General features: G+C 63.6%; 16 protein-coding genes. 7 read left to right on the forward strand and 9 right to left on the reverse strand.

All coding sequences use genetic code 11. From position 1 onward, the window contains the following. Positions 1 to 21: 21 nt before the first annotated feature. The 3 genes from QJT82_RS19770 to QJT82_RS19780 are packed head-to-tail and all read right to left on the reverse strand — an operon-like array spanning position 22 to position 2986. Positions 22 to 1521 (reverse strand): tripartite tricarboxylate transporter permease, encoded by a 1500-nt coding sequence (locus QJT82_RS19770; RefSeq protein ID WP_028340951.1) that lies wholly within the window; start codon positions 1519 to 1521, stop codon positions 22 to 24. Next, positions 1521 to 2021, reverse strand: a complete 501-nt coding sequence (locus QJT82_RS19775) for a tripartite tricarboxylate transporter TctB family protein (RefSeq protein ID WP_028340952.1) — start codon at positions 2019 to 2021, stop codon at positions 1521 to 1523. The genes QJT82_RS19770 and QJT82_RS19775 overlap by 1 nt, the downstream gene beginning before the upstream one ends. Then, complete coding sequence (locus tag QJT82_RS19780; protein WP_028340953.1) at positions 2018 to 2986, reverse strand: tripartite tricarboxylate transporter substrate binding protein; 969 nt, start codon at positions 2984 to 2986, stop codon at positions 2018 to 2020. Before QJT82_RS19780 ends, QJT82_RS19775 begins: the two co-directional genes overlap by 4 nt. Positions 2987 to 3317: 331 nt before the next feature. Here QJT82_RS19780 and QJT82_RS19785 point away from each other — a divergent pair, with 331 nt between their 5' ends. The 3 genes from QJT82_RS19785 to QJT82_RS19800 all read left to right on the forward strand — a co-directional run bounded on the left by QJT82_RS19785 (position 3318) and on the right by QJT82_RS19800 (position 5073). Then, positions 3318 to 3551 (forward strand): hypothetical protein, encoded by a 234-nt coding sequence (locus QJT82_RS19785; protein WP_028340954.1) that lies wholly within the window; start codon positions 3318 to 3320, stop codon positions 3549 to 3551. Between the two features lie 109 nt (positions 3552 to 3660). Continuing rightward, complete coding sequence (locus QJT82_RS19790; protein WP_028340955.1) at positions 3661 to 4050, forward strand: PRC-barrel domain-containing protein; 390 nt, start codon at positions 3661 to 3663, stop codon at positions 4048 to 4050. 843 nt (positions 4051 to 4893) lie between these two features. After that, a complete protein-coding gene (locus tag QJT82_RS19800; protein WP_028340956.1) occupies positions 4894 to 5073 on the forward strand; it encodes a hypothetical protein in 180 nt (59 codons plus the stop codon). Positions 5074 to 5599: 526 nt separating this feature from the next. Here the strand turns inward: QJT82_RS19800 and QJT82_RS19805 are convergent. Continuing rightward, a complete protein-coding gene (locus tag QJT82_RS19805) occupies positions 5600 to 5857 on the reverse strand; it encodes a DUF3551 domain-containing protein (RefSeq protein WP_080686760.1) in 258 nt (85 codons plus the stop codon). Between the two features lie 190 nt (positions 5858 to 6047). Between QJT82_RS19805 and QJT82_RS19810 the strand changes: the two genes are divergently transcribed. Next, positions 6048 to 6428, forward strand: a complete 381-nt coding sequence (locus QJT82_RS19810) for a hypothetical protein (protein ID WP_028340957.1) — start codon at positions 6048 to 6050, stop codon at positions 6426 to 6428. Positions 6429 to 6741: 313 nt separating this feature from the next. Here QJT82_RS19810 and QJT82_RS19815 read toward each other — a convergent pair whose 3' ends face one another. The 4 genes from QJT82_RS19815 to QJT82_RS19830 form a co-directional block, all read right to left on the reverse strand. Next, positions 6742 to 6963 carry a hypothetical protein gene (locus QJT82_RS19815; RefSeq protein ID WP_016845010.1) on the reverse strand — a complete coding sequence of 74 codons (222 nt, stop codon included), beginning with the start codon at positions 6961 to 6963 and terminating at the stop codon, positions 6742 to 6744. A 20-nt stretch (positions 6964 to 6983) separates the two neighbouring features. Continuing rightward, positions 6984 to 7214 carry a hypothetical protein gene (locus tag QJT82_RS19820; RefSeq protein WP_016845011.1) on the reverse strand — a complete coding sequence of 77 codons (231 nt, stop codon included), beginning with the start codon at positions 7212 to 7214 and terminating at the stop codon, positions 6984 to 6986. 203 nt (positions 7215 to 7417) lie between these two features. Then, on the reverse strand, positions 7418 to 7936 hold the full coding sequence (locus tag QJT82_RS19825) for a MarR family winged helix-turn-helix transcriptional regulator (RefSeq protein WP_028340958.1): 519 nt from the start codon (positions 7934 to 7936) through the stop codon (positions 7418 to 7420). A gap of 662 nt (positions 7937 to 8598) precedes the next feature. Next, positions 8599 to 9060: a DUF6163 family protein gene (locus tag QJT82_RS19830; protein WP_016845013.1), complete on the reverse strand. Its 462-nt coding sequence runs from the start codon at positions 9058 to 9060 to the stop codon at positions 8599 to 8601. Between the two features lie 213 nt (positions 9061 to 9273). Here QJT82_RS19830 and hemB point away from each other — a divergent pair, with 213 nt between their 5' ends. From hemB to QJT82_RS19845, 3 genes are all read left to right on the forward strand, one after another. After that, positions 9274 to 10338 carry a porphobilinogen synthase gene (hemB, locus tag QJT82_RS19835; protein ID WP_028340959.1) on the forward strand — a complete coding sequence of 355 codons (1065 nt, stop codon included), beginning with the start codon at positions 9274 to 9276 and terminating at the stop codon, positions 10336 to 10338. 259 nt (positions 10339 to 10597) lie between these two features. Beyond that, positions 10598 to 11155, forward strand: coding sequence for an RDD family protein (locus QJT82_RS19840; protein ID WP_028340960.1), 558 nt, complete (start codon positions 10598 to 10600; stop codon positions 11153 to 11155). Between the two features lie 86 nt (positions 11156 to 11241). Next, positions 11242 to 12018: an arginyltransferase gene (locus QJT82_RS19845; protein ID WP_028340961.1), complete on the forward strand. Its 777-nt coding sequence runs from the start codon at positions 11242 to 11244 to the stop codon at positions 12016 to 12018. Positions 12019 to 12117: 99 nt separating this feature from the next. Here the strand turns inward: QJT82_RS19845 and QJT82_RS19850 are convergent, their stop codons facing one another. After that, the gene (locus QJT82_RS19850) at positions 12118 to 13491 is read right to left on the reverse strand and encodes an Nramp family divalent metal transporter (RefSeq protein WP_028340962.1); all 1374 of its coding nucleotides are present in this window, start codon (positions 13489 to 13491) and stop codon (positions 12118 to 12120) included. Positions 13492 to 13605: the final 114 nt, after the last annotated feature.

Consider the following 13605-nt stretch of genomic DNA (forward strand, 5'->3'; position numbering starts at 1 on the left):
CTTTTACGGTCTGGTCGCGCCCTAATCCTCGTTCGCCTTGAATCGCCCGAGCCCCTTGAGCACGAACGGCGCCAGCAGCGCGATTAGCGCGATGCCGAGCAGCGTCGCCGACATCGGGCTTTGCAGCAGCACCATGGGATCGCCGAGGCTGATCGCCAGCGCGCGGCGCAGCTGGCTTTCGGCGATCGGCCCGAGGATCAGCCCGATCACGACGGGCGCGATCGGGAAGTCGAACCGGCGCATCAGAAAGCCCATCACGCCGAACGCCGCCAGCATCGACAGCTCGACGACCGACGGCTTCGCCGCGATCGTGCCCATGGTCGCGAACACCAGGATGCCGGCATAGAGCCAGGGCTGCGGAATCGCCAGCAGCCGCACCCAGAGCCCGACCAGCGGCAGATTGAGTACCAGCAGCATGCCGTTGGCGATGAACAGGCTCGCGATCAGGCCCCACACCAGGTCGGGCCGCTCCGCGAACAACAGCGGCCCCGGGTTGAGGCCGTATTGCTGGAAGCCCGCCAGCATCATTGCAGCCGTTGCCGAGGTCGGCAGCCCGAGCGTCAACAGCGGCACCAGCGTGCCGGCGGCGGACGCGTTGTTCGCCGCTTCCGGCCCTGCGACGCCTTCGATCGCACCCTTGCCGAATTCCTCGGGATGTTTGGTCAGCCGCCGCTCGGTGGAATAGGACAGGAATGTCGGGATCTCCGCCCCGCCGGCCGGCAGCGCCCCGATCGGGAAACCGAACAGCGTGCCGCGCAGCCACGGCTTCCACGACCGCCGCCAGTCCTCCCGCGTCATCCACAGCGAGCCGCGCACCGGCTCGAGCTTCTCCTCGGCGTGATGCCGGCGCGAGGCGACATAGAGCGCCTCGCCGACCGCGAACAGGCCGACCGCGAGCGTCGTCACCTCGACGCCGTCGAGCAGCTCGGGGATGCCGAAGGCAAGCCGCGCCTGACCGGTCAGCTTGTCGATGCCGATCAGCCCGAGCGTGAGGCCGATGAACAGGCTGGTGAGGCCGCGGACCGGCGAGTCGCCGAAGGTTGCCGACACCGTGACGAAGGCGACGCACATCAGCGCGAAGTAATCCTCCGGCCCGAAGCGCACCGCGAAATCGACCAGCCATGGCGCGAGGAATGCAAGGCCGACGGTGGCGATGGTGCCGGCCACGAACGAGCCGATCGCCGAGGTCGCCAGCGCCGGGCCGCCGCGGCCGGCCTTGGCCATCTTGTTACCCTCGAGCGCGGTCGCCATCGACGCGCTCTCGCCCGGCGTATTGATCAGGATCGCGGTGGTCGATCCGCCATACATGCCGCCGTAATAGATGCCGGCGAACATGATCAGCGAGCCGCCGGGATCGAGCTTGTAGGTCACCGGCAGCAGCAGCGCGACCGTCAGCGCCGGACCGATGCCCGGCAATACACCGACCGCGGTGCCCAGGAACACGCCGATCAGGGCGTAGAGCAGGTTCATCGGCTGCATGGCGACCGCCATGCCGTGCGCCAGCGCGGCGAAAGTATCCATCACAGCAGTCGCTCCAGCGGGCCGGCGGGAAGGCTCAGCGTCAACAGCTTGTCGAACGCGAGATAAATCAGCGTCGTGATCACGAGCGCGATGGCGGTGTCGGCCAGCACGGCCCGCCGGCCGAACGCCGCCGACGTGGTGACGAACAGCGCCGAGGTCGCGAGGATGAAGCCGCCGCCAAGGCCGATGATGGCGATCAGGAGCGCCAGGCCGCCGATGATCAGCCACACCGGTTTCGGATCCATGCTCTCGCGCGGCGGCAGCTTGCCGCGCAGCGCGTCGGTCAGATTGCCGATCGCCAGAATGACGAGGCCGATCGCGATGACGACCGGCATCGCCTCCGGCCCCATGCCGTACATCGTGGTGGACGGCAGCTTGCTGGCGTCCCACACCAGCACCGCGGCAAGCCCGGCAAGCGCGGCCGCGATGACCACGCCGGCGCGATCGACGCGGCGCGCCGGCGCCGGCCGGAGGTTTTCAGACGCCGCGTCCGGCGTCATGACTTCACGAGGCCGACGGACTTCAGCACCTCGGTCACGCGCGTGATCTCCTTCTTCAGGAAATCCGCGAAGGCGTCGCCACCGAGATAGGCGTCATCCCAGCCCTTCTGCTTCAGGATCTCCTTCCAGGAATCGGACTTCACCATCTTCTCGACCGCATCGCTCAGCACCTTGCGCTGCTCCGGCGTGATGCCGGGCGGAGCGACCACCGAGCGCCAATTGGCCAGCACGAGATCGATGCCCTGCTCCTTGAAGGTCGGGATGTCGACGCCGGGCAGACGGTTCGCCGACGTCACGCCGAGCGCGCGCAACTTGCCGGCCTTGATCTGGCCTTCATATTCGCTGAGGCCGGAAATGCCGGCCGTGACCTTGCCGCCGAGAATGGCTGCAAGCGACTCGCCGCCGCCCGAGAACGGAATGTAGTTGATCTTCTTGGCGTCGGCGCCGACCGTGCCCGCGAACAGCGCCGCCATCACATGGTCGACGCCGCCGGCCGAGCCGCCGGCAAAGGTCACCTTGGCGATATCGGCCTTCACCGCGGCGGCAAGATCCTGCGCCGTCTTGATCGGCGAGTTCGCCGGCACCACGATGACCTGGATCTCCTCGGTGAGGCGCGCGATCGGCGTCACCTGATCCAGCGTCACCGGCGACTTGTTCATGGCGAGTGCGCCCACCATGACGAAGCCGTTCACCATCATCTGGTTGCCGTCGCCCTTGGCGCCGTTGACGAACTGCGCGATGCCGACGCTGCCGCCGGCGCCGGGAACGTTGGTGACCTGGACGCTGCGCGCGACGCCGGAGGCGACCAGCGCCTGCTGCATCGAGCGCGCCGTCTGATCCCAGCCGCCGCCGGGCGCCGCCGGCGCCATCAGCTTGAGCTCGAGCTGCTGCGCGGGCGCCGGTCCGCTCGCCCCAAGCAACAGCGCGACGACCGCGCCGACCAGGCGCATGTGGGACGGGATCATGGGGCTTCCTCCTGAATTTTCGGAAAGCAGCCTGCCGATCGCCGGCTGCATCCGGTCACGTGATCGCATCGCCACTCGGACAGCGCGGTCCCTTCGGGTCAGGAATCGCTCGCCGATCTCGCGTCTGCGTGTCCCTAGCGACCATTCGCCACAACCTTCGGCAAGCCGCAGGGCACGGCTAGCCAGTGCTGCAAATCGCCGCACCATCGCCGGTCATTTTTCGCTTGCTTTGATTCGGAGCGGCTCGCCAACGCAAGCCTGGTTCTAGGAACCTTCGCCATTTACTCCCGTTCCACCTCGGCCGATTGGTACGGCTATTGGAGGAGAGAACATGAACGTTAAGACCATTGTCGCGGCAACTTTGCTTGCCGCTTTCGTCACGCCGGCATTTGCAGCGGATGAATTCTACGTCGTGCAAGACGTGAAGACGAAGAAGTGCACGATCGTCGACAAGAAGCCGGTCGACACGACGACCACCGTCGTCAGTCCGTCGGGCACTGTCTACAAGACGCGCACCGAAGCCGAGACCGGCATGAAGAGCGTCAAGGTCTGTACCTCGGACTAGGAGGCGATCGAATGCCAGTCATCATTCTCTGGGCTGTGCCGGCGATCATGGTCATCGGCGGCGGCATCTACCTGATCGGCCATATGCACTGAAGGCAAGGAGACCTCTTATGAAGAAATTGGCTATCGGCTGCATCATGGCCGCAGCGTTCGCTACCGCCGCGCATGCCGCTACCACCATGCCCGCCGCGCCGGCGGACAGTTCGACCATCACCAACTACTACAAGCAGAATGTCTACGACCCGAAGGAATCCAAGATCGGGACGATCGACGACGTGCTTGTCGACAAATCCGGCAAGGTGACCGGTCTCGTCGTCGGTGTCGGCGGCTTTCTCGGCGCCGGCGAGAAGGACGTGATCGTGCCATTCACGGCCGTCAAGTCTCAAAAGAAAGACGACAAGTGGTGGCTCACGCTCGACGAGACCAAGGACAGCCTGAAGGCCGCGCCTGGTTTCAAATACGATCGTGCCAGCACGACCTGGAAGCCGGAGAACAAGTAGCACCGAGGTCCCGCCTGCTCACTGAAGGCAGGCGGGACGCTGCGGCAGATCACTCACGCGATGATGGCGCTGTCGAAGCTCGCTCGAAACGCAATGCGCCAAACAACGAAATGGCCCCAGCACCTTTGGGGGCCTGGAGGCCGGTGCTGGGGCCGTTTGCCTGATCCGGGGCTGAACTGTTGGAGCCAGGCAGCCCCATCCGGCAAGAACCGCGCGGTTCCGGCATTAGCTTATGTAAATCGCTGCGGGATATCCCAAGGCGAGTGTCTTGCGCGCAACAGCCGATTGGCTGGGCAAAGCCGGCAGCTCAGGGCGAAGCCGGCGCGACCGTCGAATGAGGGTCTCGGTGGAGCCCTCGGTCGAATTTCAACCTGGCAATTTTCACCCGAGCAAAAGCCAGGCCATGGAGGCGATGAGAGCCACAAGCGACACGGTCGCAGCGCTTACAAAGGCAATCTCCACACCGTCGATATGGTGGTGGTTTGTATGCATTGAGCGTCCTCCTAGATGGGTGCCCGCGGACCTTGGGACAGCAGCCACGCCGTCAAATTGGCGGTGGTTTCGTCATGCCGCGCCTGCCTCAACAGGGTCTCTCGCTCTCGACAGGGAGGAAGGTTCTTGGCCCGTTGACGTAGCCTTTTGGCTTCCTGGGCAAGGCGTTCTTCAAGATGGAAAATCTGCCTAACCCGGCGTCGTCGCTTCATGGCTCCTCTCTCCAACGCTGACGTTTGGCTGCCCCCAAAGCAAAATCAAAAAGCCCGGGAGCGTGAAAAGTTCCCGCCAGCTTCGCGTCAATGAGATCAGACGGATGGAACTGCCGGAACGGCGTGGAAGTTACAGGACATGGGCATCGCCAAGGACCTGAAGAAGCAGGCCAAGACCGCCGAGCAGGCGGCGGTCCGGACGGCTGACGAATTCGCGGCCGAGCAAATGAAGAACCTCGCCCAGGCCTTCCGGGCTCAGGCCGAGGTCGTCAAGCGAAACAAGAAAAAGAAGAAAGATGAGCTTCACCGTAAAGGCTAGGTGCAAGTTTGGAGAGATCGTGCACCGTCGTGGCACCGCCGAGGCAGCTCTGCGCAAGGCAAAAGAGCTTTCACGATCCCAGTGTTACGACATCCACATTGTGACACCTGAAGGCCGAGACTACGACTCGTCCGAGTTTGGGGATCTTCCCCGCACGCCGTTGGCTGTGCGCGTTGCTCAGAAAGGTCACACCTATCCATAGAGCAGCAGAGGTTTCAAAAAGGCCGGTTCAAAAAGCGGCCCCAGCGAGGGGGTACAGGCTGAGGCCGGAGCAACTTGGTGCTCGATTCTAACCTGGACCCGACATTTGCCGCCGCTCCGTCCGGTATCGGCGCTTGCGAAGTTGAGGTACCTCTTCTTGGCTACGAAACTCCTGGACCCGCCAGCAGACCAATTGTCGTCAGGATTTTGCATCACCCATCCTGGGGCCAGAGCCATCGCCGCTCGCATGCATTTCAAGCGGGCGGCGTTCGGTTATGAGCGCCCCCCTCCGCGACCCGCCTTGCGCGCGCCATTGGCGAGACAATCAATAGCGGCTGCGATATCCCTGCCGCTGCTGACCAAATGCCGCGCGAGGATTGATGCCGCAGGTCACGTTCCTTCCGGAAGCTGACGCGAGACACTGGGCGCGGGTTCGGTACATGCAATCGCCGGGATAGCCGACGCCGCGCCCCTGCACGCACCAGGGATAATCCCGGGCGCTGGCCGGGCTCACATTTGCCAGCCCTGCAACGCCGAACGCCAGGACGAACGCCAGGACAGCGAATAGGACAGTTGTGCGCATGATTGGCTCCTCGCAAGCAATCGAGGACCAACGGAGCGGCAAGATCAGCGTTCCCTTCGGGTCGTGGCCGGCTGGTGCGCCGGCAGGACCGCGGGCCGCAGCTGGAGCGGCTGCGCCGAGAGCGAGCGCAGGAACCATGCTCCGTCGGGTCGGTTGTCGGAAACCATCCATCCCACACAAGTCAATTGGCATGCCGTCACGACTGCTTTGGTTTCTGACTTTTCCGGTTCTGGTTGTTCTGGGTGGCTGCGGCGATCAACTCGAGTGCGATTCAATCGAAACCCGGAAGGCCGTGCTCCAGACCATCTCCAACGATCACCGCAATCCGCTTGTCAATTTCGCCGCCAGGGAGTCGACGGCAAAGCCCACCGCGGAAAACTCAAAGCCGCAATATCTCCTCGGTGAAAAGATCGTCACGACGTCGGCCAGTGAGGACAAGCGAACATTGCAGTGTAGCGGCGGCATCTCGGTTTCCCTCGGCGACATCAAGGCTTCCAAGGAAGTCGAATTCACGGTGCAGAAATCAAGCGACGGAAAGCTGGCGGTTTCGGTTGCTCCATTTCAGTTTTGAGGTGCGACAAACTCAGTGTCGTCCTGGCGAAAGCCAGGACCCATTACCCCAAATCTCAATTGTTGCGCGACGCTGGGGCCGCGATCCCGTTCATCGTCAAATGCGGTGGTTACGGGTCCTGGCTTTCGCCAGGACGACGATCGTGTGTGAGGAACCCGCACCGTCATAGCCAGGTTGGCGATCCAGTACGCCGCGGCCTCTCGGCTCAATCACCGCGGCCTCTGAAATACTGGATCACCCGCTTTCGCTTTCGCGGGCGATGACACCGAACAGCTGTTTGCCAGTTGAACCAGACTGCGAAGCCGCGCCGGCCTTACAGCCCGGTATACCCGGCCTTGACATGGTCGGTGCTGCCGTCGAGCTGGCGCAGATAGGTCAGCCCACACACCGTCAAGCGATGCGGATCGCGCTCGCCGGCGTCGAACAGCGTCTGCACGTACTCTGTCACCTTCGCGCGCGCTTCGTCGCTTGCAGCGGGCGTGCGATTGAGCAGCAGATCATACGTCTGCATGATCCGATCGATAGCGGCTTCCATTGAAGTCTCCGGGTTGACGCTCAGGCGACCACCAGCGTCTCGGCCTCGAACTTCGCGATCGCCTTGTTGGCGAGGCGGAGGCGGTTCATCTCGCCGCGCTGGAACAGCTTCACGATGATGCCGAGCAGGCGCTCATTGGTGGCGAAATTGTCGGGAATGGCGCCGGATTTGCGCAGATAGTTCGAGGCGATCGCGTAGGCGTCACCGACGACCTCGACGTTCAGCACCTCAATCCCGCGTTCGAGCAACATATCCCTGCCTCTCCGTTGGCTAACGGATAAGCCGCAGGGAATGCCTTGGTTCCTCGCCGGGGCTCATTTATTTTCGCAGGTGCAGCATGAAAAACGCACCGGCCGGGCATGACCGATGCGTTGACTGGAGCAAGGTTGAACTGGAGGAAGGCTGCCGGTCTTCTCGAGCGGCCGGCTTGGCCATCAGGCGAAAACAGGAAGGCTTAGAGGCGATACAGGATCTGGTCGGTCCAGAAGCGCTCGAGGCGATGCAGCGACTTGTTGAGGCTCGCGAACTCCTCGTTCGAGATGCCGCCGACCTGCTCCACCGTCTTGACGTGCTTCTGATAGAGCGCATCGACGATCTTGCGGACTTCCTGGCCCTGCGGGGTCAGGCGGATGCGGACCGAACGGCGATCGACGCGCGAGCGCTGATGATCGAGGAAGCCGAGCTCGACGAGCTTCTTCAGATTGTAGGAGACGTTGGAGCCGAGATAGTAGCCGCGGGTGCGCAGCTCGCCGGCGGTCAGTTCCTTGTCGCCGATGTTGTACAGGAGCAGCGCCTGCACCGAGTTGATGTCGGCGCGGCCGCGACGATCGAATTCGTCCTTGATGACGTCGAGGAGCCGGCGATGCAGCCGCTCCACCAAAGTCAGGGCTTCGAGATAGAGCGGCTGCACCGGAGCTTGATCGGCAGCGCGATCAGCGGCATTCGCCGCCGTTGTCGCAACGGCTTTCATCATGACACTTCCCCTGTTTGTCGTTTTTATCGACTTTATTCGACGAAACTTGTGTCCCGCCTGATAGGTCCAACGTAAGGGGGCCGTTTGAATATCCGCTTAAATAAGAGAATAAAGAGATCATGAATTTAAGACAGTGAATCGTGGATTAAGCCCATGGATCAAAGGCTTTTCGCAACTTTTCATTGACGGTGGCAGACCCTTGTTCACGCTTCGTCTGCCTGCCCTGTCACATTCGGAAACAGCATCGTCTGAATTCGAAACGGTGGCGTAACGGGTATGAGGGAACCCTTTACGGTGACCGATCGGTTACCGGAAAATTCTTTGAAAATTTTATCGGAGTGCATCGGCGGGACGTGCACGCGACGCGCGCAAGCGGTGCTGATCCGGTGCGGGGCCAGACCGGTTCCGCCGTCGGCCCGCGCAAAGCCGGCCGGCACACGCGCCGAGATCCGGTGAAATGGGTCCCGACGGCAGGTCCCGCAGAGACGGTCCCGGAAGGGGTTGTCTCAAACGGATGCGATCTGTCGGAACCCAACTATCAGAACCAGCGATGCTGTCTTCTCGTTGCGCGCACGGCTGCCAAATATTGCCGGCCGCGGCCGGCTATTCGTGGCGCTGTCGCCACGGGGCAACAGTGCATCAGGCCATCGCTGCACGCCGGCCTATGGCGGGCGTTCGCGCGCCGACATCCAGGCCAGCGCGAGATAGGCGGCGAGCATCAGCGCCTCGAGCCCGACCACGGTGAGACTGCCGCCATAGATGCCGGGAAACATCAGCTCGATGACCGCCATCGACACCACGGTGGTCAGCCACACCACGGCGCCCCACGGCGTCGCGAGCCAGAGCCCGACGGCGGCGACGAGCTCGATGACGGCGAAATAGATCGTGGCGGTCTGCCAGGCCATCGACTGGTTTTCGAAGGCCTCCTCCTCGCCGCCGACGAAGCCGGTCACCTGGGCCCAGTGATAGAGGCCCTTGGCGACCGAGACGACGGCCATGATGCGCAGGAAGATGACGAGGCGCCGCGTCCACGCGTTGTCGTCCGGCTCGATCCGGTCGGACGAGATCGCGCTCACCGAGATGGCATTGTCCCGCGCCTGATCGCGTGCAGAGGTGTCAGACATCCGAATCGCCGCATAGCGGCTGCAAAATGGGGTTCATGGGCGCAGTCTTGGCCCGCCGGGGACGCAAAATCAATTGCCGTTGCGGCAAATCAAGGGCGCCACGGATGCAATAGCGGCGCAATGACGGCGCCCCTGACAGGTGCTAGAACTGGACTTATATCAGGTCCAGACCTTATCAGGTCCAGAACTGCCGTCCGTCGAGGAGAAGAAGACATGGCGATCAAATTCGGGCGCCCGATCGAACTGCGCGATGCGCCGCGGCGCCAGACTGATGCCCTCGCCTCCCCCTCGCTCGACCTCACGATCCGGATGCGGCGCAATCGCAAGTCGGAATGGGCCCGCCGCTTGGTGCGCGAGAACGTGCTGACCACCGACGACCTGATCTGGCCGATGTTCGTGGTCGATGGCCACAACACCCGCACGCCGGTGGCCTCGATGCCCGGCGTCGACCGGCTCACCGTCGACCAGATCGTCCGCGACGCCGAGCGCGCGGCAAAGCTCAACATTCCCTGCATCGCGCTGTTCCCGTTCACCGAGCCCTCGCTGCGCGACGAGCACGGCTCGGAAGCGCTCAATCCCGACAATCTGGTCTGCCAGGCGGTGCGCGCGATCAAGAAGGAGTTTCCCGACATCGGCGTGCTGTGCGACGTCGCGCTCGATCCCTTCACCAGCCACGGCCATGACGGGCTGATCGAGGGTGGCAAGATCCTCAACGACGAGACCGTCGCGGTGCTGGTGAAGCAGGCGCTGACCCAGGCCGAGGCCGGCTGCGACGTGATCGCGCCGTCGGACATGATGGATGGCCGGATCGGTGCGATCCGCGAGGCGCTCGATGACAACGGCTTCGGCGACGTGCAGATCATGTCCTATGCGGCGAAATACGCCTCCGCTTTCTACGGGCCGTTCCGCGACGCAATCGGCTCGGCCAAGACGCTGACCGGCGACAAGCGCACCTACCAGATGGACAGCGCCAATTCCGACGAGGCGCTGCGCGAGGTCGAGCTCGACATCGCCGAGGGCGCCGACATGGTGATGGTGAAGCCGGGCATGCCCTATCTCGACATCGTCCGCCGCGTGAAGGACCATTTCGCGATGCCGACCTTCGTGTACCAGGTGTCCGGCGAGTACGCGATGATCGCGGGCGCCGCCGCCAATGGCTGGATCGACGGCGAGCGCGCGATGATGGAGAGCCTGGTCGGCTTCAAGCGCGCCGGCGCCGACGGCATCCTCACCTATTTCGCGCCGAAGGCCGCCGAAAAGATCAAGGCGGAGAGCTGATAGTTTCCTCCGCCGTCATTGCGGGGAGCTCGCGACAAAATTGCAAAGCAATTTTGCACTGAAGCGACGATGCTATCCATGCCGCCGCGAGCTCAGCAATGCGTTGCTTCGCTCCGCTCGCAATGACGGCGTGGAGGTAGAACCGCTCAATTCAGCCGCCGAATCGCCGGAATATTTCGGCTAGTTAATGTTCGCGCAGGCTTGGCGAACGCGCCTCCTGTTCCCATCTCCTGCGCGGGACTTTCATCGGAGGTTGGTCATGTCCTACGGCAATGACGGCGGCACCTGGCGCAATGAGGCCTGGCGCAACGACGGCGGCGTTCCCCCGCATGCGTTCGATCCGTTGATGCAGCCGGACCTGTTCCGCGGCGTGCTGACGCGGCGCGTGTTTGCATTCCTGATCGACCTGTTCGTGCTGTCGGTGCCGGTGATCCTCGCCGCGATCTTCATCTTCCTGTTCGGATTGGTCACCTTCTTCCTGGGTTGGCACCTGTTCGCCCTGCTTGCTCCGGCCTCGATCGTCTGGGCGATCGTCTATTACGGCGCCTCGATCGGCGGGCAGCACTCGGCCACCATCGGCATGCGCATGATGGATCTGGAACTGCGCACCTGGTACGGCGCGCGCGGCTATTTCGTGCTCGGCGCCACCCACGCGGTGCTGTTCTGGGTGACGATCTCGTTCCTGTCGCCGCTGGTGCTCCTGATCGGGCTGCTCAACGGCCGCCGCCGGCTGCTGCACGACATCATCCTCGGAACCGTCATTATCAACAGCTCGGTCCGGACCCCGGTCGCCCCGGCCGCGCGGGCCTCCTATTAGGCCCGCCTAAACCAATTGACCGTTAGCCTCAGGGGGGCGATGCTCACTCGGCTGCCTTTATTGTTTGTGGAGCCCGACGATCTGACGTGACCCAGCATTCGCGTGATACTCCCCAGTTCTATTTGACGGCGCCCTCGCCCTGCCCGTATTTGCCGGGCCGACACGAGCGGAAGGTTTTCACGCACCTGGTCGGCGACAAAGCGGGCGATCTCAACGACTTGCTGACCCATGGCGGCTTCCGCCGCAGCCAGTCGATCGCCTACCGCCCGGCCTGCGACCAGTGCCGGGCCTGCGTCTCGGTCCGGGTGATCGCCAACGAATTCCGCCCCTCCCGCAACTTCCGCAAAGTGCTGGCCCGCAACGCCGACGTCATCGGCGAGCAGCGCACCGCGGTGCCGACCTCGGAGCAATATTCGGTCTTCCGCGCCTATCTCGACCGCCGCCACCGCAACGGCGGGATGGCCGACATGACCGTGCTCGACTACGCCATGATGGTCGAGGACAGCCATGTCGAGACCCGGATCATCGAGTACCGCAAGCGCAATGCCGACAGCGCGATCACCGGCCGCGGCGACGAGCTGATGGCGGTGGCGCTGACCGACGTGCTCAGCGACGGGCTGTCGATGGTCTATTCGTTCTTCGAGCCCGGGCTGGAAGCCCGCTCGCTCGGCACCTTCATGATCCTCGACCACATCGCCCGCGCCCGCCGGCAGGGCCTGCCCTACGTCTATCTCGGGTACTGGATCGAGGGCTCCAAGAAGATGGACTACAAGGGCCGCTTCCTGCCGCAGCAGCGGCTCGCGCCATCGGGCTGGCTGCGCGTCGACGCCTCAGGCGAGGTGCTCGCCGAGCCGCAGGACTAGAGCATTTTCGGTTCTGATTGAATCAGAACCGAAGCTCTAGATTCGTGTTTTGACGCGTTTTCTTCACGCGAACCGGTATCCACTTCGCTCGAAAACGCTCTAGCTGCCGAAGAACGTATCGATCAGCAGCTTCACGTTCAGGATCACGATCAGCCCGGCGACGATCCAAGCCGCCACCGCGACGGGGCGCGAAATCGCAAATGCGCCCATCTTGCGCTTGTCGGATACGAAGCGCACCAGCGGGATCACCGCGAACGGCAGCTGCATCGACAGCACGACCTGGCTGAACACCAGCAGCTGCGCCGTGCCGCTCTCGCCATAGAGCGCGGCGACCACGATGACAGGGACGATCGCGATGCCGCGGGTCACCAGCCGCTGCAGCCAGTCGGGCAGCCGCAGATCGAGAAAGCCCTGCATCACGATCTGGCCGGCCAGCGTCGCCGTTACCGTCGAGTTGAGGCCGGACGCCAGCAGCGCCACGGCAAACAGCGTCGAGGCGATGCCCAGGCCAAGCAGCGGCGACAGCAGCTCGAACGCCTGGTCGATCTCGGCGACATCGGAATGGCCGCTCTTGTGGAAGGTCGCGGCCGCCAACACCAGGATCGCGGCATTGACGAACAGCGCCAGCATCAGCGCGATGGTGGAATCGGTGGTCGCCCATTTGATCGCGTCGCGCCGCCCCTCCTCGGTGCGCGGATAGGCGCGGGTCTGCACGATCGAGGAGTGCAGATAGAGATTATGCGGCATCACGGTGGCGCCGATGATGCCGATCGCGATGTAGAGCATCTCCGGATTGGTGACGATCTCGCGCGAGGGCATGAAGCCGCCGATCACGGCGGCAACCGGCGGCGCGGCGGCCGCGATCTGGACGACGAAGCAGACCGCGATGACGATCAGGAGCGCGATGACGAACGCCTCGAGGAAGCGGAAGCCGCGGTTCATCAGGAGCAGCAGCAGGAATGCATCCAGCGCCGCCAGCAGCGCGCCGCCGATCAGGGGAATGCCGAACAGCAGCTTGAGCGCGATCGCGGTGCCGATCACCTCGGCGAGGTCGCAGGCGATGATCGCGGCCTCGCAGGCGAGCCACAGCAGCAGGTTCACCGGCCGCGAATAGGTTGCGCGGCAGGCCTGGGCGAGATCGCGGTCGGTGGCGATGCCAAGCCTTGCTGCGAGCGCCTGCAGCAAAATCGCCATCAGGTTGGAGAGCAGGATGACCGACAGCAGCGTGTAGCCAAACTTCGATCCGCCCGCGAGGTCGGTGGCCCAGTTGCCGGGGTCCATGTAGCCGACCGAAACCAGATAGCCCGGCCCGGCGAAGGCCAGCAGCCGCCGCCACCACAGGCCGCCCGACGGCACCGCGACGGTCGCGTTCACCTCCGGCAGGCTGCGCACATGTCCGGCATCGCCCCGCCAGCCGCCTGGCACGGCATTGGGGACGGAAACGGAAGACAGTTCAGGGGTCCGAGCATCCATATGACAAGGATGGCTGATCTCTCTCGTTATTGCAACTCATTTGCAACTGCATCTAGGCTCACGAAAATGATACCGACCGCCCAGCTTGTAAAGTACTGAGGAAGTACTTTACGT

The sequence above is a fragment of the Bradyrhizobium sp. Mp19 genome (assembly GCF_029952935.1).
Taxonomy (GTDB): domain Bacteria; phylum Pseudomonadota; class Alphaproteobacteria; order Rhizobiales; family Xanthobacteraceae; genus Bradyrhizobium; species Bradyrhizobium elkanii.

Excerpts from the sequence above, each read along its gene's own strand:
- QJT82_RS19800 (WP_028340956.1), top strand. The coding sequence starts at position 4,894 with ATGGGCATCGCCAAGGACCTGAAGAAGCAGGCCAAGACCGCCGAGCAG.
- QJT82_RS19805 (WP_080686760.1), bottom strand. The coding sequence starts at position 5,857 with ATGCGCACAACTGTCCTATTCGCTGTCCTGGCGTTCGTCCTGGCGTTC.
- QJT82_RS19780 (WP_028340953.1), bottom strand. The coding sequence starts at position 2,986 with ATGATCCCGTCCCACATGCGCCTGGTCGGCGCGGTCGTCGCGCTGTTG.
- QJT82_RS19830 (WP_016845013.1), bottom strand. The coding sequence starts at position 9,060 with ATGTCTGACACCTCTGCACGCGATCAGGCGCGGGACAATGCCATCTCG.
- QJT82_RS19820 (WP_016845011.1), bottom strand. The coding sequence starts at position 7,214 with ATGTTGCTCGAACGCGGGATTGAGGTGCTGAACGTCGAGGTCGTCGGT.
- QJT82_RS19815 (WP_016845010.1), bottom strand. The coding sequence starts at position 6,963 with ATGGAAGCCGCTATCGATCGGATCATGCAGACGTATGATCTGCTGCTC.
- QJT82_RS19770 (WP_028340951.1), bottom strand. The coding sequence starts at position 1,521 with ATGGATACTTTCGCCGCGCTGGCGCACGGCATGGCGGTCGCCATGCAG.
- hemB (WP_028340959.1), top strand. The coding sequence starts at position 9,274 with ATGGCGATCAAATTCGGGCGCCCGATCGAACTGCGCGATGCGCCGCGG.
- QJT82_RS19785 (WP_028340954.1), top strand. The coding sequence starts at position 3,318 with ATGAACGTTAAGACCATTGTCGCGGCAACTTTGCTTGCCGCTTTCGTC.
- QJT82_RS19850 (WP_028340962.1), bottom strand. The coding sequence starts at position 13,491 with ATGGATGCTCGGACCCCTGAACTGTCTTCCGTTTCCGTCCCCAATGCC.
- QJT82_RS19825 (WP_028340958.1), bottom strand. The coding sequence starts at position 7,936 with ATGATGAAAGCCGTTGCGACAACGGCGGCGAATGCCGCTGATCGCGCT.
- QJT82_RS19790 (WP_028340955.1), top strand. The coding sequence starts at position 3,661 with ATGAAGAAATTGGCTATCGGCTGCATCATGGCCGCAGCGTTCGCTACC.
- QJT82_RS19775 (WP_028340952.1), bottom strand. The coding sequence starts at position 2,021 with ATGACGCCGGACGCGGCGTCTGAAAACCTCCGGCCGGCGCCGGCGCGC.
- QJT82_RS19840 (WP_028340960.1), top strand. The coding sequence starts at position 10,598 with ATGTCCTACGGCAATGACGGCGGCACCTGGCGCAATGAGGCCTGGCGC.
- QJT82_RS19810 (WP_028340957.1), top strand. The coding sequence starts at position 6,048 with ATGCCGTCACGACTGCTTTGGTTTCTGACTTTTCCGGTTCTGGTTGTT.